The sequence below is a fragment of the Rhodococcus sp. NBC_00297 genome (genome assembly GCF_036173065.1).
Taxonomy (GTDB): domain Bacteria; phylum Actinomycetota; class Actinomycetes; order Mycobacteriales; family Mycobacteriaceae; genus Rhodococcoides.
Genome location: NZ_CP108041.1, coordinates 3,536,931 through 3,557,836, shown reverse-complemented (window position 1 = coordinate 3,557,836; position 20,906 = coordinate 3,536,931). Strand labels below are relative to the sequence as shown.

General features: G+C 68.5%; 21 protein-coding genes and 1 tRNA gene. 4 read left to right on the top strand and 18 right to left on the bottom strand.

Going from position 1 to position 20,906, the window contains the following annotated elements; all coding sequences use genetic code 11:
* Positions 1–90 precede the first annotated feature (90 nt).
* The 15 genes from OG947_RS16750 to argS all read right to left on the bottom strand — a co-directional run bounded on the left by OG947_RS16750 (position 91) and on the right by argS (position 15,839).
* A complete protein-coding gene (locus OG947_RS16750; RefSeq protein WP_200933823.1) occupies positions 91–921 on the bottom strand; it encodes a F0F1 ATP synthase subunit delta in 831 nt (276 codons plus the stop codon).
* Positions 918–1,481 (bottom strand): F0F1 ATP synthase subunit B, encoded by a 564-nt coding sequence (locus OG947_RS16745; RefSeq protein WP_027507219.1) that lies wholly within the window; start codon positions 1,479–1,481, stop codon positions 918–920. The genes OG947_RS16750 and OG947_RS16745 overlap by 4 nt, the downstream gene beginning before the upstream one ends.
* 5 nt (positions 1,482–1,486) lie before the next feature.
* The gene (locus OG947_RS16740) at positions 1,487–1,729 is read right to left on the bottom strand and encodes an ATP synthase F0 subunit C (protein WP_027507220.1); all 243 of its coding nucleotides are present in this window, start codon (positions 1,727–1,729) and stop codon (positions 1,487–1,489) included.
* An 82-nt stretch (positions 1,730–1,811) separates the two neighbouring features.
* A complete protein-coding gene (gene atpB / locus OG947_RS16735; protein WP_037187440.1) occupies positions 1,812–2,537 on the bottom strand; it encodes a F0F1 ATP synthase subunit A in 726 nt (241 codons plus the stop codon).
* Positions 2,538–3,014: 477 nt separating this feature from the next.
* A complete protein-coding gene (locus OG947_RS16730; RefSeq protein WP_328814052.1) occupies positions 3,015–3,476 on the bottom strand; it encodes a hypothetical protein in 462 nt (153 codons plus the stop codon).
* 1 nt (position 3,477) lies between these two features.
* Positions 3,478–4,566, bottom strand: a complete 1,089-nt coding sequence (locus OG947_RS16725) for a glycosyltransferase family 4 protein (RefSeq protein WP_328814051.1) — start codon at positions 4,564–4,566, stop codon at positions 3,478–3,480.
* A gap of 125 nt (positions 4,567–4,691) precedes the next feature.
* Positions 4,692–5,354 (bottom strand): L-threonylcarbamoyladenylate synthase, encoded by a 663-nt coding sequence (locus tag OG947_RS16720; protein WP_027507224.1) that lies wholly within the window; start codon positions 5,352–5,354, stop codon positions 4,692–4,694.
* Positions 5,355–5,415: 61 nt separating this feature from the next.
* Complete coding sequence (gene prmC / locus OG947_RS16715; protein ID WP_056448594.1) at positions 5,416–6,297, bottom strand: peptide chain release factor N(5)-glutamine methyltransferase; 882 nt, start codon at positions 6,295–6,297, stop codon at positions 5,416–5,418.
* Between the two features lie 45 nt (positions 6,298–6,342).
* Positions 6,343–7,422 carry a peptide chain release factor 1 gene (prfA, locus tag OG947_RS16710; RefSeq protein ID WP_056448490.1) on the bottom strand — a complete coding sequence of 360 codons (1,080 nt, stop codon included), beginning with the start codon at positions 7,420–7,422 and terminating at the stop codon, positions 6,343–6,345.
* Between the two features lie 101 nt (positions 7,423–7,523).
* Entirely contained in the window at positions 7,524–7,757 is a 234-nt protein-coding gene (gene rpmE / locus OG947_RS16705) for a 50S ribosomal protein L31 (RefSeq protein ID WP_027507227.1), read from the bottom strand.
* A gap of 150 nt (positions 7,758–7,907) precedes the next feature.
* Positions 7,908–10,106 carry a transcription termination factor Rho gene (rho, locus tag OG947_RS16700; protein ID WP_328812403.1) on the bottom strand — a complete coding sequence of 733 codons (2,199 nt, stop codon included), beginning with the start codon at positions 10,104–10,106 and terminating at the stop codon, positions 7,908–7,910.
* A gap of 292 nt (positions 10,107–10,398) precedes the next feature.
* Positions 10,399–11,331, bottom strand: coding sequence for a homoserine kinase (thrB, locus tag OG947_RS16695; protein ID WP_222632725.1), 933 nt, complete (start codon positions 11,329–11,331; stop codon positions 10,399–10,401).
* Positions 11,332–11,422: 91 nt separating this feature from the next.
* Positions 11,423–12,775 (bottom strand): homoserine dehydrogenase, encoded by a 1,353-nt coding sequence (locus OG947_RS16690; RefSeq protein WP_155957165.1) that lies wholly within the window; start codon positions 12,773–12,775, stop codon positions 11,423–11,425.
* Positions 12,772–14,190, bottom strand: coding sequence for a diaminopimelate decarboxylase (gene lysA / locus OG947_RS16685; RefSeq protein ID WP_056448484.1), 1,419 nt, complete (start codon positions 14,188–14,190; stop codon positions 12,772–12,774). Before lysA ends, OG947_RS16690 begins: the two co-directional genes overlap by 4 nt.
* Positions 14,187–15,839 (bottom strand): arginine--tRNA ligase, encoded by a 1,653-nt coding sequence (argS, locus tag OG947_RS16680; protein WP_328812402.1) that lies wholly within the window; start codon positions 15,837–15,839, stop codon positions 14,187–14,189. The genes lysA and argS overlap by 4 nt, the downstream gene beginning before the upstream one ends.
* A 157-nt stretch (positions 15,840–15,996) precedes the next feature.
* Between argS and OG947_RS16675 the strand changes: the two genes are divergently transcribed.
* The 3 genes from OG947_RS16675 to OG947_RS16665 all read left to right on the top strand — a co-directional run bounded on the left by OG947_RS16675 (position 15,997) and on the right by OG947_RS16665 (position 17,730).
* Complete coding sequence (locus OG947_RS16675; RefSeq protein WP_328812400.1) at positions 15,997–16,893, top strand: DUF3105 domain-containing protein; 897 nt, start codon at positions 15,997–15,999, stop codon at positions 16,891–16,893.
* 2 nt (positions 16,894–16,895) lie between these two features.
* The gene (locus OG947_RS16670; protein WP_027507234.1) at positions 16,896–17,597 is read left to right on the top strand and encodes a DUF305 domain-containing protein; all 702 of its coding nucleotides are present in this window, start codon (positions 16,896–16,898) and stop codon (positions 17,595–17,597) included.
* A gap of 60 nt (positions 17,598–17,657) precedes the next feature.
* Positions 17,658–17,730, top strand: a tRNA-Arg gene (locus OG947_RS16665).
* Positions 17,731–17,757: 27 nt separating this feature from the next.
* On the opposite strand, the gene OG947_RS16660 is transcribed toward OG947_RS16665, so the two are convergent.
* Positions 17,758–18,405 (bottom strand): alpha/beta hydrolase family protein, encoded by a 648-nt coding sequence (locus OG947_RS16660; RefSeq protein ID WP_328812399.1) that lies wholly within the window; start codon positions 18,403–18,405, stop codon positions 17,758–17,760.
* 69 nt (positions 18,406–18,474) lie between these two features.
* The gene (locus OG947_RS16655; protein ID WP_027507236.1) at positions 18,475–19,290 is read right to left on the bottom strand and encodes a hypothetical protein; all 816 of its coding nucleotides are present in this window, start codon (positions 19,288–19,290) and stop codon (positions 18,475–18,477) included.
* A gap of 221 nt (positions 19,291–19,511) precedes the next feature.
* Between OG947_RS16655 and OG947_RS16650 the strand changes: the two genes are divergently transcribed.
* Positions 19,512–20,042, top strand: coding sequence for a MarR family winged helix-turn-helix transcriptional regulator (locus tag OG947_RS16650; RefSeq protein ID WP_027507237.1), 531 nt, complete (start codon positions 19,512–19,514; stop codon positions 20,040–20,042).
* Positions 20,043–20,110: 68 nt separating this feature from the next.
* Here the strand turns inward: OG947_RS16650 and OG947_RS16645 are convergent, their stop codons facing one another.
* Positions 20,111–20,881, bottom strand: coding sequence for an enoyl-CoA hydratase (locus OG947_RS16645; RefSeq protein WP_442973132.1), 771 nt, complete (start codon positions 20,879–20,881; stop codon positions 20,111–20,113).
* Positions 20,882–20,906: the final 25 nt, after the last annotated feature.

The following is a 20,906-nucleotide window of genomic DNA, read 5'->3' as shown; positions in this document are numbered from 1 at the left end:
CCGGCTGTGCGGTCGACGTCCGAAACGCGGGGTGGGGCTTGTTACCGAACTGGGCTTGCTACAGAACTCGGGTGCTGCGATGCGTACCGCTCACCGGAGCGACTTCCTCAGGGAGGCGAGACGACCCGCACCACTGCCGTCGATGACCTCGTCGCCGACACGGACGACCAGTCCGCTCAGCAGTTCCCGGTCCACCTCCACGTGGACGGTCACGGACTTGCCGTAGATACCTTCCAGCCTGGACGTGAGCCGAGAGATCTGATCGTCGCTCAGCTCGGTGCTGCTGCGGACGTGAGCGACCTCCTTGTCACGACGAGTGGCCGCGAGTGCGGACAGTTCGCCGAACACGGATGCCGGTGCAGCACCCTTCAGTCGGCCGACGGCCTGGATCGCCAGGGCCTCGGTGATCGCGGTGACCTTGCCGTAGAGCAACGTCGACAGGAGCGATCCCGACGCCTCGGCGGGCTTGCTTCGATCGGACAGCGCCTGCTCCAGGGCAGGATCGCCGGCGATGATGCGGCCGAGACGGAACAGCTCGTCCTCCACGGTGCCCAACTGATCCTGGTCCTGCGCCGCGCGCAGAAGTGCCTCACGGCCCAGGAGTACGAGCGAGTCGGTGAGGTCACGGGCCGACGACCAGTTCTGTGCGACGGCGGCCTGCAGTGCGGCGGTGGCCGCTGCACCGATCTTGCCGTCGAACAGGCGGCCCGCGAGCGCGCGTCGCGCGTCCGGAGCAGCCGACGCGTCCGCGAGTGCGGCGCGCAGTGGACGCTGTCCGTCGAGCACCGACACGACCCCGAAGAGGTCGGATCCGGCGCCGGCGGCAGCCGACGTCGCATCCGACGCCGCATCGAGCTCGGCCGTCAGGACGGTGCGGGCCTCGGCGAGGGCTTCACGACTCGCTGCGTACATGGTGCTCACTTCCCGCTAGCGGAATCTGCGCCGACAGAATCGAGTTCGTCGAGGAAACGATCGATCGTGCCGGCACGCTTGACGTCGTCGGACAGCTGCTCGCCGATGACCTTCTCGGCCAGCTCGACAGCCGTACGGCCCAGATCGGCACGCAGTTCGGTGACGATCTGCTGACGCTGAGCCGCGAGCTGCTGGTGACCGGAGGCCACGATGCGGTCGCTCTCCGCCTGTGCACTGGTCTTCATCTCCGCGAGGATCTGCTGACCCTGGGTGCGTGCGTCTTCACGGATCTTGGCGGCTTCCTGGCGTGCGTCGGCCAACTGGGCGCGGTACTGCTCGAGCGCCTCCTTGGCTTCGGCCTGTGCCTCTTCGGCGCGCTTGATCCCGCCTTCGATCTTCTCGGACCGCTCGGAGAGCACCGTCTGGAATCGCGGGAGCACGAACTTCCAGAAGAAGAACCCGATGACGGCGATGCAGACCGCAGACCAGACGATGTCGTAGGTCGCGGGGAGGAGAGGATTGATGTCCTCTTCCCCCTCCGCTGCTGCGAGGACTGCGAATGTCGACATGGCGATCAGAAAATGAAGCCGGCGACGAGGCCGATCAGCGCGAGGGCCTCGGTGAATGCGATACCGAGGAACATGTTGGTGCGGATCTGGCCGGCGAGCTCGGGCTGACGCGCGATGCCCTCGATGGCCTTACCGACCACGATGCCCACGCCGATGCCGGGGCCGATGGCCGCGAGGCCGTAGCCGATGGCTCCGTAGCCTGCGCCGGTGACTTCCTGTGCTTCCTGCGCGAGGTAGGTGAGGCTCATTGTGATGTGTTCCCTTTCTGTTGCCCACGACCGGTCGGCAGCGGGTCAGGTCTGTCTGGTGGCTGGAGAGTCGGTGGGTGGGTCAGTGCGAGTCGGCGTGCAGGGCGAGGTCGATGTAGACCGCCGTCAGCAGCGCGAACACGTAGGCCTGCAGGAAGATGACCAGCAGCTCGAACAGCGTGAAGCCGAATCCCGCGACGAGCGAGAACAGGCCGAACACCTTCATGCCGGTCGCCGCCTCGAAGAAGAAGAACTGCGTCGCGCTGAAGAACAGCACCAGCATGATGTGGCCGGCGAGCATGTTGGCCATGAGTCGCACGGTCAGCGTGAAGGGCCGCAGGATGAACGTCGAGATGAACTCGATGGGGATCAGCAGCAGGTGCAGCGCGATCGGCACGTTCGGAACGACGATGCTGCTCTTCACGTACTTGAAGAACCCGTACTTCTTGATACCGACGTAGTTGAAGACGACGTACGCGAGGGCCGCCAACACGATCGGCATGCCCACTCGGGCATTCGACGAGATGTTGATGAAGGGGATGACACCCGAGAAGTTGAGGAACAGCACCGCGAAGAAGATGGTCGCGATGACGGGCAGGAAGCGCTTGCCCTGCTCCTTGCCGAGAACCTCGTCTGCGATCTGATCCTTGACGAAGCCCAGTGCGAGCTCACCGACGTTCTGGATACCGCGGGGCACGATCTTCGGGCTGCGCATCGCGAGGCTGAAGAACGCGAGAAGAACGACCGTCATGATGATGCGGACCAGCATCAGCCGGTCGAGCTCGAACGGGGTGCCCTCGAACAGGATGGCCGGTGGGAAAAAGTCGGACAGTGACGGCGGATGGAACTCCGCGGCCAAGTTGGTGACGCTCAGCGGTCTCTCCCGTGTTCGGCCGCAGGCGAAGGACACCCGCGGTTCGATCGGACATATGGCATTCGGGCACGATCGAGCTAGGACGATCTACAAGTCGACTCGGGTCGGCTCGAGTAGTCGTCAGCCGCGTCGGACCGTGCTCACGGTCCCGCGTCTGTCGGGTGTCGGCGACTTCGTCGACTCGGTGACGCGACGTCTCGAAACGGACGCTTCGTCGCGGTACACACTCTCACATGGCGTGGACTACGAGAAACAGCTTCGGTGACGTCGATCACCTGCAAAGACGGTTCCGGGCGGCGCGATGTGTCCGTTACGCCCGGTAAGCCCTCGCTCGAAAGGAACTTTATCAACACAACACGCTGAGTTGTGTCGGGGGTCGCTCCGCGGACGACACTACTACAAAATGTCGTACTACTGAACGTCCGAGTCGGGGTCGCCCGCGGGGGAATCGACGTACGGAACACGCTGCCGGAAGATGCCGTACATCTCGGCACCCAGGACGATGACCAGGGACGCGAGCACCACGATGCCCAGTGTCGGGCGGTTGTAGAAGTCCATCCCCCGCAGCAGTCCCAGCACGATCACCGCGATCAGCATCTTCACGATCCACCCGCCCAGCAGGACGGCCCCGACCGCGGTCGGCGGCAACTTGGCCGAGAACAGGACGGATGCGGCGGTGGCGAGGATGAACAGACCACCGACCGCGGACCCGAGCAGCGCGCCCCACAGACCCTCGAGGCCGGCGACGAGCAGCGCGATGATCGCGGCGACCACGGCGAGGCCGAGCAGGGCGATGACGCCGTACCGGACGGCGGCGCGGAGCGGTGCGGTGGAGGACGGGATCGGTGCGGGCGAGAAGGTCACGACACGCAGGTTACCGGCGGCCCGGATCCCGGAACGACGGCACCGCGGTGACCACCAGGGCGAAGACGAGCCCGCCGGCGAGCAGCAGCACCACGAGGCGGCGATCGAACAGGGACGCGCCGACCGCCCCGAACGCGAGCACACCGACCCACAAGTAGATGAGCAGCACCACGCGGCGATGCGAGTGACCGATCTGGAGCAGACGGTGATGCAGGTGCATCTTGTCCGGGCTGAAGGGGCTGCGGCCTGCACGCGTGCGACGCACGATCGCGAGCAGCAGGTCGAGGATCGGGATGAACATGATCGCGCCCACCAGCAGCAACGGGGTCAGCAGACCCAGGAGGTCCCGCGTGCCGTAGGCACTGAGCCCGATACGTCCGGACGCACTGGTCGCGACGGTGGCGAGCATGAGGCCGATGACCATGGAACCCGAGTCGCCCATGAAGATGCGCGCCGGCTGGAAGTTGTGCGGCAGGAACCCCAGGCACGCACCGGCGAGGGCCGCGGCGATCATCGCGGGCGGGTAGGCGCTGACGTCACCGCCCTGCTCGTGGAGCAGTCCGACGGAGAACAGACAGATGGCCACCGCGGCGATCAGGCCGACGCCCGCGGCGAGGCCGTCGAGACCGTCGATGAAGTTCATCGCGTTGATCATGACCACGGCGATGAGCACGGTGACGAGACCCGCCTGCAGCTGGTCCAGGATCAGCGTCGACCCCTCGCCCCACGGCAGATACAGCAGGTACCAGCTGACGCCCATCAGCACCAGGACACCGGCCGCGGTGACCTGACCGGCGAACTTGGTCAGCGCGTCCAGGCCCCACCGGTCGTCGACCACACCCACGGCCATGATGATGAACCCGGAGACCAGGGCCGCCTGGACGTCCGTGGTGAATTCGAACCCTCGGGTGAGGGCCGGCAACTTCTGCGCGAAGGGCAGCGCGACGAGCAGCCCCAGGTAGATGCCGATACCCCCGAGCCGGGGCGTCGGGGTGACGTGGACGTCGCGCTCACGCGGTACGGCCACCGCGCCGAAACGCAGAGCGCCGAGCCGGACGGCTCCGGTGACCAGGAACGTCACCACCGCTGCCGTGAGCATGACGAGAAGAAGCTCGCGGATGGGGACACCGGCGCCTCCGTCCGACTGCGCCAGGAGCGCACTCGCGTGCGCGGGCACGGCCGTCACCACGGTGACTCCCGCGGCGGAGCCGAGTGCGGCATTCGTCAGGCGCTTCCGGCGACGAGCGACTCGGCGGTCACGCCGAGGACCTCGGCGATCTCGCTCGTCGAGACCGCGCCGACGCGGAGAATGCGCGGGGTGTCCCCCGTCAGGTCGACGATCGTCGACGCGAGCGCGTGCTCGGCCGGACCGCCGTCGAGATACACGGCCGCGGACCCGCCGAGCTGTACGCGGGCGTCCTCCGCCGTGACGGCGGGCGGGCGGCCGGAGATGTTCGCACTCGAGACGGCCAGGGGGCCCACCTCGCGCAGCAGTTCGAGAGCCACCGGATGCAGCGGCATGCGGAGCATGACGGTGCCGCGGGCGTCGCCGAGGTCCCACGCGAGCGACGGCGCCTGGTGCACGACGAGACTCAGGGCTCCGGGCCAGAACGCGCGGATGAGATCGCGCGCCGCCTGCCGCACTCCCAGCACGAGGCCGTCGATCGTGTGCCAGGACCCGACGAGCACCGGCACCGGCATGTCGCGGCCGCGCCCCTTTGCGCGGAGCAGATCCGTGACGGCGCTGCTGTCGAAGGCGTCCGCGGCCAGCCCGTACACGGTGTCGGTGGGCATCACGACCAGTCGGCCGGACGACAGCGCACGCTTGGCGGCATCGAGACCTGCCGCGCGAGAGGCGGAATCGGAGCAGTCGTAGACGGTGGACACCCGGCCCATCTTGCCACTGCGTGCACGGCACGCCTGCGCAGCGGTGGCGCGATCTCGCGTCCTAGGTGATCCGGCGCTGCCGACGAGCGACGACGAAGCGTGGGCGGTCCGCGAGATCCCGATGCTGGGACACGTCTCCGAACACCGCTCGCCCCTCCAGGAGGGCGACCACCCGGTCTCCGTGCGAGTCGTCGTGCTCGATGCCCACTCCCCCGTCGATCCGCAACCACCGCGCGATGTTCGCGATCATCGGCTCGATGACGGACAGCCCGTCCGGGCCACCGAACAGCGCGACGTGCGGATCGTGGTCGATCACCTCGGGATCGAGCCGCGCACTCGTCGGCACGTAGGGCGGGTTCGCCACGACCAGGTCGACGGTGCCGTCGAGCTCCGTGAGCACCGTCCTCTCGGTCACGTCACCGTGATGCAGATGCACGGGAGTGTCGCCGTCCGACGCCCGCAGGTCGGCGTTGCGCCGCGCCCACGCCAACGCGTGCGGATCCTTCTCCACCGCGTGCACCACGGCGTCCGGGCGAGCGTGGGCGATCGCGAGGGCGAGTGCGCCGCTTCCGGTGCACAGGTCGAGGACGACGGGCGGATGCCGCCCGGCGGACTCGAGGAACGCGAGTGCCCAGGCGAGCAACAGTTCCGTCTCCGGGCGGGGGACGAACACCCCGGGGCCCACCTCGACGTCGATCTCCCCCAGTGACGACGTTCCGATGATGTGCTGCAACGGAATTCGCTTCGCACGCTGCGCGACGGTCGCACGGTAGGCCTCGGCGACCTCGGGCTCCACCAACGGGGTCAGGCCGAGCCGCCCGCGGGGAACCGACAGCAGATGCGCGGCGAGCAACTCGGCGTCGACCCGCGGGCTGGGGACGCCGGCCTCGGTCAGGACGCGGGTTGCCTCGACGATGGCCAGACGTAGCGGGACGCGACTCACCGACACAGCTTCGCACTGCCGGTCGGCCCGGCGATCACGCGGAGGTCATTCCGCCTGGAGCCGCGCCTGTCGGTCGGCCGCGGCGAGCGCGTCGAGGAGCGCGTCCATGTCACCGTCGAGAACGGCGTCCAGGTTGTGCGACTTGAAGCCGATGCGGTGGTCGGTGATGCGGTTCTCAGGGAAGTTGTACGTGCGGATGCGCTCGGACCGATCGACGGTGCGCACCTGGCTCGCACGCCCGGCCGCCGCCTCCTTGTCGGCCGCTTCCTCGGCCGCCGCCTGCAGCCGCGAGGCGAGCACCTGCATCGCCCTCGCCTTGTTCTGCAGCTGGGAGCGTTCGTTCTGACAGGTGACGACGATGCCCGTGGGCAGATGCGTGATGCGCACCGCGGAGTCCGTGGTGTTGACGCCCTGGCCACCCTTGCCGGACGAGCGGTAGACGTCGATGCGCAGATCGGTCTCGTCGATCTGGACGGCTTCGACCTCGTCCTGCTCCGGGTAGATCAGGACGCCGGCCGCCGACGTGTGCACTCGTCCCTGCGATTCGGTGACGGGAACACGCTGCACCCGATGCACGCCGCCCTCGAACTTGAACCGCGACCACACACCGTCGGCGGTGTCGGTGCGCGCCTTGATGGACAGCGTCGCGTCCTTGTACCCACCCAGATCGGAGACGTTCGCGTCGAGGATCTCGACCCGCCAGCCGTGGCGCTCGGCGTACCGGACGTACATCCGAGCGAGATCGGACGCGAACAGGGCGGACTCCTCGCCGCCCTCACCCGACTTGACCTCCAGCACGACGTCGTCGGCGTCGTGAGGATCACGGGGCGCGAGCAGGTCGGTGAGGGTGGTGTCGAGCTCGGCCACGGTCGCCTCGAGCGCCGGGATCTCCGCGGCGAAGCCGGCGTCGTCGGCAGCGAGCTCGCGGGCCGCCTCGAGATCGTCGCGGGCGGCACTGAGCTTGGAGTACACACTCATGATCGGGGCCAGCTGCGCGAACCGCTTCCCGGCGCGGCGAGCCGCCGCCGGATCGTCGTGCAGCGAGGGATCGGACAGGTCGCGCTCGAGTCCGGCGTGCTCGGCGAGGATGTCGTCGATCGCGGACGGTGTCGCGGAGGCGGCCACGGTGTTCTCCCTGTCGAACCGAAGAATGTCAACGAACAATGGTGCAGAAACGACCGACGCCCGCCCCGAGACGAATCTCGGAACGGGCGTCGGCGGAAGAGCTAGCTGTCGGCGTCGGCCTTCTTGCCTGCGCGCTTGCCGTAGCGAGCCTCGAAGCGAGCCACGCGGCCGCCGGTGTCGAGGATCTTCTGCTTGCCCGTGTAGAACGGGTGGCACTGCGAGCAGACCTCGACGTTGATGCGCTCCGCCGAGTTGGTGCTGCGGGTCTCGAAAGTATGTCCGCAACCACACACGACTGTCGTCGCTGTGTAATCGGGGTGAATTCCTGCCTTCATGGTGTCCCTTTCATGGTCGCCGGGTCGCCTCGACTGTCGAGAGCGTGAACCGGAACCGGACTCGGCCGATCAGTATGCCAGAGCAGCTGTCCGCGCTGGTAATCGTCTCAACATCGGTGCCGAGACGTTTGTTCCGTCGATCCTCGGGGGTCAGTCCTCCGGCGAACCGGGCGCCGTCTTGGAGACCGACATGAGGAACTCGATGTTGTTCTTGCTCTTCTTCAGTCGGTCGATCAGCAGATCGATCGCCTGGTGCGAGTCGAGCCCGGAGAGCACCCGACGCAGCTTGTGCAGCACGGCCGCCTCGTCGGGACTGAGCAGGAGCTCGTCCTTGCGGGTGCCCGACGGATTGACGTCCACCGCCGGGAACACGCGCCGCTCGGCGATCTTGCGATCGAGCTTGAGCTCGGCGTTGCCCGTGCCCTTGAACTCCTCGAAGATCACCGTGTCACCTGTCGAGCCGGTCTCCACCATCGCCGTGGCGATGATGGTGAGCGATCCACCGTTCTCGATGTTGCGCGCGGCACCGAGGAAGCGCTTGGGCGGGTAGAGCGCCGTGGAGTCGACACCACCGGACAGGATGCGACCCGAGGCCGGCGAGCTGTTGTTGTACGCACGGCCCAGACGCGTGATCGAGTCGAGCAGCACCACCACGTCGCGGCCGTCCTCGACCAGACGCTTGGCGCGCTCGATCGCCAGCTCGGCGACCGAGGTGTGGTCGCCCGGCGGGCGATCGAAGGTGGAGGCGATGACCTCACCCTTCACGCTGCGCTGCATGTCGGTCACTTCTTCGGGACGCTCGTCCACGAGCACGACCATCAGGTAGCACTCGGGGTTGTTCGTCGCGATGGCGTTCGCGATCGCCTGCAACACGCTGGTCTTACCCGCCTTGGGCGGGCTCACGATGAGCGCACGCTGCCCCTTGCCGATCGGCATGACCAGATCGATCACGCGCGTCGTCAGGATGTTCTGCGTGGTCTCGAGGCGCAGTCGCTGATTCGGGTACAGCGGCGTCAGCTTGTTGAACTCCGGCCGCTTGCGGTTGCCGTCCGGCGGCGCACCGTTGACCGTGTCGAGACGGACCAGCGGGTTGAACTTCTGCCGGGAGTTGTTCTGCTCCCCCTCGCGGGCCACTCGCACGGCACCGGTCAGTGCGTCACCGCGTCGGAGGCCGTTGCGGCGCACCATGTTCATGGAGACGTACACGTCGTTCGGTCCCGCGAGGTATCCCGAGGTCCGGACGAACGCGTAGTTGTCGAGCACGTCGAGAATGCCGGCGACGGGCTGCACGACGTCGTCGTCGCGCAGTTCGGGCTCGCGCTCACGATCACGCTGGTTGCCGCCGCCCTCGGGAGCACCGTCACGATCGCGCCCACGGCGACGCTCGCGGAAACGACGTCCCCGCCTGCCGCGGCCCTCGCCGTCCTCGTCGTCGCGGGGACCGTTGTCACGAGGCCCGTTGTTGCGGTCACCCTGGTTGCGGTCGCCCTGGTTGCGATCGTTCCGGTCACCCTGATTGCGATCGCCCTGGTTGCGATCGTTGCGGTCGCCCTGGTTGCGATCGTTGCGGTCGCCCTGGTTGCGGTCGTTCCGGTCGCCCTGGTTGCGGTCGCCCTGGTTGCGATCGTTGCGGTCGCCCTGGTTGCGGTCGCCCTGATTGCGATCGCCCTGGTTGCGGCCCTGGCGCTCGCGGCGCGGCCGGTCCCCGTTCTGACGATCACCCTCGCCCTGGTCGCGGTCGTCGCCACCGTCGGTGCGGGTGGTCTCGGCCGGAGCCGTCGTGGTGGACGCTGACGCGTCGGTCGACTGGTGCGCGCGGCCGTCCTGCGCAGGCGCAGCGTCGTTCTGCGACTCGGCGGCGGTGTCGGTCGACTCCGCGGCGCCGGCACGGCGGGTCGCTCCGCGACGGTTCCGCGTGCGACGCGGGCCGTCGGGGTTCGCGCCGTCGGACGCTGCACCGTCGGAACCCGAGGTGTCGGCGCTGGGGGTACCGGCGTCGGAGCTGGAGGCGCCGGCGCTCGCACCGTCGGCTCCGGAATCCCGGGGGGCCACGGCGTCGGACACACCGGCGGACGGTGCGTCCGACGTGGCGGCGGGCGCGGACCGGCTCACGCGGGGTGCGCGCGACGGTGCCTCGGTGGCAGCCGCGGACGCGGGCACCTGCTTGGCCTCGATCGCGGACACGAGGTCGCCCTTACGCATCCCGGAGACACCCTTGATGCCGAGTTCGGACGCGAGTCCGCGCAGCTCGGTGAGCACCATCCCGGAGAGTCCGGCACCGCGGCGCGACGTGCGCGGGCGCGTGTCGGACTGGGTCGCCGGAGCAGCGATAGATTCCGTATCGGTCACGGAGGTCCTTTCCTTCCCTCGCGCGCCTGGTGCGCAGATCGAGGGTTCGTTCCGCCGTTCGACTCTCGTGTCGAACTCGGATGCCGCGTACGTTCGCGTCGTGCAGAAGAGCGAAGGCTGTTCCAGGATGCGACTTCCCTGGCGGCCGTGGCGCGCCGATCGACGACGGCGGCACCGCTGGAGCTCGAGGCCGGGAAGTAATGCCCTGGAGAAATCGGCGCGCTGACTGCGCACGATGTACGGACGCGTACCACAATAGCCGTGATGCGAGGTACGGGCAAGAATGTCCGCGTCAGCGCGTCGTGACGCCGTCCGCGATGTCCAGCTCCAGCACCGTCATCCCGTCGTCCCCGGCGCGGTCGGCCAACTCGCGCGCGATGCTCGCCGTTCCGAGCACGAGCACGGTGGGTCCGGCGCCCGAGACCGTCGCGGCGTGCCCGTGTGCGCGCAGGGTCTCGACCCATCGCGACGTCACCGGCAGGGCGGAGGCCCGGTAGGGCTGGTGCAGGCGATCCTCGGTGGACACCATCAACAGATCGGGTCGCGTCGTCAGGGCCACGACCGCGAGCGCGGATCGGCTCGCGTTGAACGCGGCGTCGCGGTGCGGAACGAGGTCGGGCAACAGTCCGCGCGTGTGCGCCGTGGACGACCGTTCGGTCGGGATGAGCACCGTCGCACCGATGTCCGGGTGCACGTCGAGACGGGCGGCCGCATAGGCCCGCGGCCCCTCCGGCGGGCCGGACTCGCGGCTCCAGGACACCACGGCGCCGCCGAGCACGCTGGCCGACGCGTTGTCCGGATGACCCTCGAACTCGGCGGCCAGCTGCACCATCTGCTCGGGCGACAACGCGAGAGCCGGATCCAGGGACGCCGCGAGGCAGTTGGCCGCGGCGAGCCCACCGACCACTGCCGACGCCGACGAGCCGAGGCCGCGAGAGTGAGGAATCCTGTTGTGGCAGCGTACTTTCAAGCCGTCCGCCCACACGCCGGCCGACTCGAGACCACGCTCGATCGCTCGCACGACGAGATGCGACGGACCCCACGGAACCTCGCGCGCACCCTCACCGTCGACCTCGATGTCGAGCCCGGATTCCGCCACGGTGACGACGACGTCGTCGAACAGACCCAGGGCGAGCCCCAGTGTGTCGAACCCTGGTCCGAGGTTGGCACTGGAGGCAGGCACGCGGGCGTGCGCCACCGTCCCGGTGGTGAGTGTCCTCGTCACGTCGGCCGGCCCGGCCACTATGCCGACTCGGTAGCAGCCGGGTTCACCGACGACCCTGGCGCCACAGTCGATCCCGCGATCGAGATCCCGATCATTCGGACGTTCCCTCGAGTCGGAGAACGCTGGTGACGGCGGTGACGATGTCGAGTTCCTTCAGCGCGTCCACGGTGGCCGCCAGAGCCGAGTCCTTGGCGCGGTGCGTGACGACGACGAGACGGGCATGCTTGCTCGCGCCCTCCTGGCGCACCGTGGAGATGCTGACGTCGTTCTTGGCGAACTCGGCCGCGACGGCGGAGAGCACTCCGGCGCGATCCGCGACCTGCATGTTGACGTGGTACCGCGTTGGGGTGTCCCCCATGGGTGCGACGGGGAGCTTGGCGTACGTCGACTCCCCGGGTCCACGGCCGCCGTAGAACTTGTTGCGCGCCGCCATCACCAGGTCGCCCATGACGGCGGACGCGGTGGGAGCGCCGCCCGCACCCTGGCCGTAGAACATGAGCCGTCCCGCGGCCTCGGCTTCGACCACGACGGCGTTGAAGGCACCCGACACCGAGGCGAGCGGGTGCGACAGCGGTACGAGCGACGGGTAGACGCGGACGGAGATGCGGTCGTTGCCGTCGTCGTCACTCACACGCTCGCACAGCGCGAGAAGCTTGACGGTGCAGTCGAACGCACGCGCGGTGGCGATGTCCGCCGCGGTGATCGAGGAGATCCCTTCGCGGTGTACGTCGGCCGAGGTGACCCGCGTGTGGAACGCGAGCGAGGCCAGGATGGCGGCCTTCGCCGCAGCATCGAAGCCCTCGACGTCGGCCGTCGGATCCGCCTCCGCGTATCCCAGCCGTCCCGCCTCCGCAAGCGTGTCCGCGTAGTCCGCACCCGTCTCGTCCATGGCCGAGAGGATGAAGTTCGTCGTGCCGTTGACGATGCCGATGACACGGTTCACCCGGTCGCCGGCGAGAGACTGCATCAGCGGCCGGACCACCGGAATGGCCCCTGCCACAGCGGCTTCGAAGTACAGGTCGGCGCGGTGGCTCTCGGCGGCGTCGGCCAACTCACCGGTGTACTCGGCGAGGAGTGCCTTGTTGGCCGTGACGACCGACTTGCCGGCGTTGAGCGCGGCGAGGATCAGTTCGCGGGCCGGCTCGATGCCGCCGAGCACCTCGACCACCAGGTCGACGTCGTCGCGCGCGACGAGTGCGCGCACGTCGGTGGTCAGCAGGTCGGGGTCGATGCCGCGGTCCTTGCCGATGTCGCGCACCGCGACTCCCCGCAGCACGAGCGGCGCACCGACGCGGGCGGTGAGATCGGTGGCGTGATCGAGCAGGATGCGCACGACCTCGCTGCCGACGTTCCCCATACCGAGGACGGCGACGCCGATCGGCTTGTCCACGGGACTGACGAAGGCCGCGGCCTCCGACGACACTGACGATTCTGGAGCGGTCACCGGTCTACCTCCAAGCTGAGCAGGTCGTCGAACGTTTCGCGGCGGAGTACCAGCCGCGCTTGCCCGTCCCGCACGGCGACGACGGCCGGACGGGGCAGAAGGTTGTACCGGGACGACATCGAGTAGCAGTACGCACCCGTCGCGCCCACGGTGAACAGGTCACCGGGACCGAGATCCTCGGGCTGCCATGTGTCGCGGATGACGATGTCGCCACTCTCGCAGTGCTTTCCGACGATCCGGGCCAGAACGGCCGGAGCCTCCGACGTACGCGACGCGAGGCGGCCGACGTACTCGGCCTGATAGAGCGAGGTCCGGATGTTGTCGCTCATGCCCCCGTCGACGCTGATGTAGCGGCGCGTGTGGGTGCTGTCGACGGTGACGTCCTTGACGGTGCCCACCTCGTACAGCGTCACGGTGCCCGGTCCCGCGATCGCGCGTCCGGGCTCCACTGCCAGTGTCGGAGTGGGGATCCCGGCGGCCGCCGACTCGGACTCGACGATGTGGGCGAGCTTGGCGGCCAGATCCTGCACGGGGGGCGGGTTGTCCCCCGGCACGTAGTGGATGCCCATGCCGCCGCCGAGATCGACCACGGTGATCTGCGAGGTCTTCTCGGTGCCGAACTCGGCCTTGATGTCGCGCAGCAACCCGATCACGCGGTGAGCCGCGAGCTCGAACCCGTCGACCTCGAAGATCTGGGATCCGATGTGCGAGTGCAGGCCGACGAGGCGCAGATTGTCGGTCTCGAACACCCGACTGACGGCCCGGAGCGCGCTGCCGTCGGACAGGCTGAAACCGAACTTCTGGTCCTCGTGGGCGGTGGCGATGAATTCGTGCGTGTGTGCCTCGACCCCGACGGTGATGCGGATCAGGACGTCCTGCACCGTTCCCGCCGCGGCAGCGACCTCGTCGAGCCGGTCGATCTCGATCATCGAGTCCAGCACGACGTGCTCGACACCGGCGCGCACTCCCGCCTCCAGTTCGGCCCGTGACTTGTTGTTGCCGTGCATCGCGATCCGGTTCGCCGGGAAGCCCGCGTTCAGTGCGATCGCCAGCTCGCCGCCCGAGCACACGTCGAGGGACAGACCCTCGTCCGCGACCCAGCGAGCGATCTCCCCACACAGGAAGGCCTTGGACGCGTAGTGCACCCGCTCGGGGGCACCGAACGCCTCCGCCATCTCGCGGCAGCGCGACCGGAAATCGTCCTCGTCGATGACGAACAGCGGCGTGCCGTACGTGGCGGCAAGTTCCGTCACCGGAACACCGGCCAGCGTCACGACACCGTCGTCACCACGAGCTGCGTTGCGGGGAAACACCTTCGGATGAAGGTCCGTGAGTGCCGCGCTGTCCGCCGGACGCTCCGGGGTGCCGGGGCCCGACTGCTCGGCGTGCCGCGGCCCGGCGGGATGCGCGCTCACATCTTCTCCGGTGCGCTGACACCGAGCATGGCCAGGCCATTGGCCAGGACCTGCCGGGTGGCGTCGCCCAGGGCGAGCCGCGCTGTGTGGACGGGCATCGGATCCTCGTCTCCTCGGGGAAGTACTCGACACGCTCCGTAGAACCGGTGATAGGCACCCGCCAACTCCTCGAGGTACCGGGCGATCCGGTGGGGTTCGCGCAGCCCCGCCGCACTGGCGACGACGCGGGGGAACTCCCCGACGGTACGGACGAGGTCACCTTCCGCGGCATGGGTCAGCAGCGCGAAGTCGGGATCCGCGGCGGAGACGCCCAGCTCCTCGGCACCGCGGGCGAGAGAACACAACCGGGCGTGGGCGTACTGCACGTAGTACACCGGGTTGTCGTTGCTCCGGCTCGCCCACAGCGCGAGATCGATGTCGATCGACGAGTCGACCGACGACCGCACCATCACGTACCGCGCGGCGTCGATCCCGATGGCCTCCACGAGGTCGTCGAGAGAGATCACCGTGCCCGCACGCTTGCTCATCTTCACGGCGACACCGTCGCGGACGAGGTTGACCATCTGACCGATGAGCACCTCGACGGTCGCCGGATCGTCGCCGAAGGCTGCGGCAGCGGCCTTGAGCCGACCGATGTAGCCGTGGTGGTCCGCGCCGAGCATGTAGATGCACAGGTCGAACCCGCGAGATCGCTTGTCCTGGAAGTACGCGATGTCGCCGGCGATGTACGCGGCGTTGCCGTCGCTCTTGACCACGACGCGATCCTTGTCGTCGCCGTACTCGGTGCTGCGGAGCCACCAGGCCCCGTCCTTCTCGTACAGGTTGCCCGAGGATTTCAGCGTCTCCACAGCGCGCTCGACCGCGCCGGACTCGAAGAGCGAGTTCTCGTGGAAGTACACGTCGAAGTCGGTGCCGAACTCGTGCAGGTCCGACTTGATCTTCGTGAACATCGCGTCGACGCCGAGGGCTCGGAACACCTCCTGCCGCTCGTCGTCGGGCAGACCCATCACGTCCGGTCGCTGCGTGACGACGGCCGCGGCGATCTCGGCGATGTACTCGCCCGCGTAGCCGTCCTCCGGAGCGGGCAGACCCAGCGCCGAGGCGACCAGCGAGCGTGCGAACCGATCGATCTGCGCGCCGTGATCGTTGAAGTAGTACTCGCGGGTGACCGCGGCACCCCGCGAGGTGAGGATGCGCCCCAGGGCGTCGCCCACCGCGGCCCAGCGGGCGCCGCCCAGGTGCACGGGACCCGTGGGGTTCGCCGAGACGAACTCCAGGTTGATCGAGGTCCCGGTGAGCTCGTCGGACCAGCCGTAGCGATCGTTCTCGCGCTGCACGCGCTCCACGATGGCGCCCTGAGCGGACTTCGCGAGCCGGATGTTGAGGAATCCGGGACCGGCCACGTCGACGGCCTCGACAGCGTCGGCACCGGCCAGACCGTCCGCGAGCCAGGTCGCCAGGTCGCGGGGGCTGACGCCCGCCTTCTTGGCCACCTGCATCGCGACGTTGGTCGCGTAGTCGCCGTGCTCGGGATTGCGCGGGCGGTCCACCGTCACCGTCGCGGGCAACACGGCAGGATCGAGTCCGTGCTCGGTGAGCACGGCCGCTGCGGTGGCATGCAGCAGTTCGGCGAGGTCGGCGGGAGTCACGGGGCCTTATCCTATGGTCTCGCTGCACAGCACCCCGACCGCGGTCACCGGTGGGTCCGACGGGAGCGCTTCAGCGAGGGCTCAGACTCCCTCCGTACAGTGGGGCTGCCTCGAGTAGGCGGCCACTCATCTCCTCGATCGAAAGAGCGCTCCGACCATGCCAAGCGGTTCCGACAAGAAGTCAGCCAAGGCCATCAAGGCTGCCAGCAAGACCGGCACCCGGAACAAGGGTGGTGTCCCCTCCAGCGTGGGATCGGGCAAGCGGCGCCAGATCCCGTGGCTGACGGTGGCGGCATCCGTCGTGGTCATCGCGCTGATCGGCGCCCTGGCCTGGAATCTGGTGCCCAAGTACCAGGACCGCGCCGAGGCGCAGCGCTTCGCTCCCACCGAGGAGAACCAGGACCCGTCGACCGGCATCGACGGCGTGGTCACGCAGGACTATCCCGCTGCGCTGCACGTCACCGGCTCGCAGCGTGTCGCCTACGACCAGTCGCCGCCGTTCGGTGGCCCGCACGACCAGGTGTGGGCCAACTGCATGGGCACGGTCTACCCGGACGGCCTGCGCACCGAGAACGCCGTGCACTCGCTCGAGCACGGCGCCGTCTGGATCGCCTACAACCCGGACGACCTGAGCGAGGACCAGATCTCGACGCTGGCCGCCAAGGTCGAGAACCAGCAGTACATGCTCATGTCCGCCTACCCCGGACTCGACTCCCCGATCTCGCTGCAGTCGTGGGGCCACCAGCTCAAGCTCGACAGTGTCGACGACCCCCGGATCGACCACTTCATCGCCGCACTCCGCCTGAATCGCTACGCCTACCCCGAGGTCGGCGCGAGCTGCTCCACGACGCCGGAGACCTTCGACCAGGACAACCCGCCGCCGTTCGACGGCAGTGCACCGGGCCCCGACGCGGTGCCGATGAGCGGCGAGGGCCTGACCCCCGACGCCTCCGAGACGGGTGCGGGTCAGCTCCCGGGCGGGCTGGGCCTGCCCACCGACGGCCTGCCCACCGACGGCCTGCCCACCGACGGCGCGGCAGTGCCCACACCGTGAGCGTGACGACGGAGGAGCGGCCCACGGCGCAGCGGAGTCAGCGGTCGGCGCTGCTGGTCCTGGGTGCGGTGGCCCTGCTCGTCATCGGGTTCGCCGTCGGCTTCCTCGCGCAGACCCCGTTGCGGGACGATCCGGCACCCACACCGGGCGCCGATTCGGTCGACGTCGGGTTCTCGCAGGACATGACCGTGCATCACAACCAGGCGATCGAGATGGCGACCATCGCGCTCAGTGGCGCCTCCGATCCGCTGGTCAAGAATCTCGCGTACGACATCCTCACGACACAGCAGAACCAGGCCGGGCAGATGCAGGGCTGGCTGGCGCTCTGGGACGCCGCTCCGTTGCCGACGGGCGGCTACATGGGCTGGATGACGGAGGACGGCGGACACTCCATGTCCGGCTCGTCGATGTCGTCCATGTCCGGGTCCGGCTCGTCCACCGGTCCCGTACAGACCATGCCGGGTATGGCGAGCACGCAGGACATGACGGCCCTGCGCGCCGCCACCGGTCCGGCACTGGACGTGCTGTTCCTCCAGTTGATGCTGCGCCACCACGAGGGTGGTCTGCCGATGATGGAGTACGGCGCGGTGCACGCGGAGACGCCCGCGGTGCGCAATCTCGCGCAGACGATGGTGAACACCCAGACCTCGGAGGCTCAGCTGATGACGCAGATGCTCACCGAGAAGGGTGCTGCTCCGCTCTGATCGCGTGATGCGCTACTGTTGGCACCGCCCGAAACGGCACATCGGAGTTCGCTCCGGTGCGCCCCCGTAGCTCAGGGGATAGAGCGTCCGCCTCCGGAGCGGAAGGCCGCAGGTTCGAATCCTGCCGGGGGCACCCATCACTCGCCCGGTGCGAGCACCGTCAGTCGTTCGCCAGGAGCGCCGACATCACGGCGTCGGCCGTCAGCCGGGCCGTCGGTTTCCTCGCAGGCGCCAGGTCGTGTCCCGCAGCCTCGATCGTCACGATGGTCACCGCTCCCCCGATCCGCGTCGTGTGCTCGCGCAGTTCGTCGCCGGTGGCGAACGGGTCCCGCGAGCCGTGCACGATCACGGTCGGAGCGGCGATGCCCGGGAAGTGCTCGGTCCGCAGGGTGTCCGGCTTCGTCGGCGGGTGCAGCGGATAGGACAGTGCGAGAAGAGCGTCCGCGATGTCGGGGTCCTCGGCGAGGAGCATCGAGGCCTGACGGCCGCCGTACGAGTGACCCCCGACGATCACCGGTCCCCGCGCATCCAGCGCCCGCACCGCGGCGGCGATACCGGCACGATCCGCGGCGGCGCCCGCTCGGTTCGGAGGGCCCTTGGGCCGAGCCTGACGAAACGGGAGATCGATCCGCGCCGTCAGTACCCCACGGTCCGCGAGCTCGTTGGCCACGGCCACCAGAATCGCTGCGTCGCAGTTGCTTCCCGCACCGTGGGCGAGCACGGCCGTCGCGACGGGTGCGCCGGCAGGTTCGTGGACGACGCCGTGGATCCCGTCGGCACGCCACTCCCGCACCGTTCCCTCCGTCATGCCGCGACCGTAACGCAGAACGGGCACCGACCACAGCGGTCGATGCCCGTTCTTCTCGTGCGTCCGGTGTCAGGGAACCTGCGTGAGCCCCACCGTCGGGAAGAACGCGCAGGTCTTGCCGTCGTGCGAGACCTGGCCGAAGATCGCCGACAACACGGTGCCCGAGCCCGTGGCGACGGGTGCCAGGCGCACACCGGCGTTGGGGAACTTCGAGAGGTTGTTCGTCAGCAGGTCGCGTCCGATGGAACGGAACGGCTCACCCAGTGGCTCGATGATCTCCGCGAGGACGACGTCGGTGAGACCACCCATGTCGGCGAAGCCACCCTTCAGCGTGTTGACGTTGAACCACGCCACCTGCATGCCGGACTTGTTCGCACCGTCGTTCACGATGCCGCCGGGCGCCGGAACGAAGGCGTACAGCGTCTCGCCCGGATCGGCGATCGTGGTGTCGATCCCGGGCAGTGTCGGAATGGTGACACCCGGCACCTTCGGCGTGTACGGGCCGGGAGCCGAACCGGCGACCGCGGGCACGATGCCGAGCGGCGCACCCGGGAGCGCGGAGCAGTTGATCGCGGCCGTCGGGTAGAAGAACGGCGTGAGACCGAAGCCGCCGAGCAGTCCGTTCGCAGCGTCCAGCAGCGCCAGCGGGTTCGTACCGGCAGGCTCCGCGACATCGACCGACGGTGCGGCACCCAGCACGGCGCGCGCCGCCTCGAGGGCGACGTCCCCCGGCGCAGCGGATCCCTCGAGAGTGGCCAGCGCCTGCTGGAACGGGTCCGGAGCGGGTGCCGGATCGGCAGAGGCGACGGCCGGCAGCGCGAGCGCTCCGGCGCAGGCGATGGCCAGGGCGGCCACCGTTCGACGAGGCCGACGGAATGTACGCATGCATGCTCCTGAATGGCTCGGGGTCGACGATCTCGGGATCGAGATGCGCGTGCGGTCCCGTGGGAACCGTGTGGTCCGATTCGATCACGGGTTTCGTCAGGTCACGGTCGTCGAGACTGCATTGATACCAAAGTGTCGCATGATGCAGATGTGACGGATGTGGCGATCGACTCCATCGCGCGCCGAGTCGATCCACCGTGCGAACGTGGGAAGATCGACCCATGTCGTCAGCGCCGAAGCTTCCGCTGGACCCCATCGCGGAAGCTCACCGTCAGTGGATCCGCCACGGATGGTCGGACGCCGCCGACGGCATGGCCGCGGTCACGTCCATCATGCGCGTCCAGCAGATCATGATGGCGCGCGTCGAAGAGGTTCTCAAACCCACGGGGCTGACCTTCGCTCGCTACGAGTTGCTGACCCTGCTCACCTTCACGAAGACCGGCGCCCTGCCGATGGCGAAAGCCAGCGCACGCCTGCAGGTCCATCCCACCTCGGTGACCAACGCCGTCGACAGGTTGGAGAAGGCGGACCTGGTCACGCGGGTACCGCACCCCACGGATCGCCGCACCACACTCGTCGAGATCACCGAGGCGGGACGGCAATTGGCGGTCAAGGCGACGGAAGATCTCAACGACCGCGTGTTCGGGCTCCCCGGAGTCGCGGGTGCGGATCTGGACAGACTGGTGTCCATCCTCGCAGGGGTCCGGCGGCGCGCCGGGGACTTCGACGACGAGGACACGTCCGGCTGGTGACAGCAGAGATCCGGTGCCACTCCCCTCGCTCGGCGAGGAGAGTCGCACCGGATCTCGGTACGACCGGATCAGCGGTGGCGGAACACCGGCTGACGCTTCTCGGTGAAGGCGGTCATGCCCTCGGTCTGATCGTCGGTGGCGAACGTCGAGTGGAACAGGCGACGTTCGAACCGAACACCCTCCGCCAGAGTCGATTCGAACGCCCGATTCACGGCTTCCTTCGCCATGACGGCGATGGGAAGCGACTTCGCGGCGATCGTCTCGGCCGTCTCCAGCGCATCGGCGAGCAGATCGGCCGCCGGCACGATCCGCGACACGAGCCCTGCTCGCTCCGCCTCCTCGGCGCCCATCTTGCGACCGGTCAGACACATCTCCATCGCTTTGGCCTTGCCGACGGCACGCGTCAACCGTTGCGAGCCACCGATTCCGGGGATCACCCCCAGAGCGATCTCCGGTTGGCCGAACTGAGCCGTGTCCGCTGCGATCAGGATGTCGCACATCATGGCCAGCTCGCATCCCCCACCGAGGGCGTAACCCGCCACGGCGGCGATGGTCGGTGTGCGCACTGCGGCGAACGCGTCCCACTCGGAGAAGAAGTCCTGCGTGTAGACCTCCATGTAGGTCTTGGACTGCATCTCCTTGATGTCGGCACCGGCCGCGAACGCCTTCTCGGAACCGGTCACCACGATCGCCCCGATCGCCGGATCACGATCGAACGCCACGGCAGCCTCGACCACCTCGGTCATCAGCTGAGAGTTCAACGCGTTCAGCGCCTTCGGCCGGTTCAGCGTGATGACGCCGACGCGGCCCCTGGTCTCGACCGTGATCGTCTCGAACAGCTGCGTCTCCACTGTCGGCGTCCCG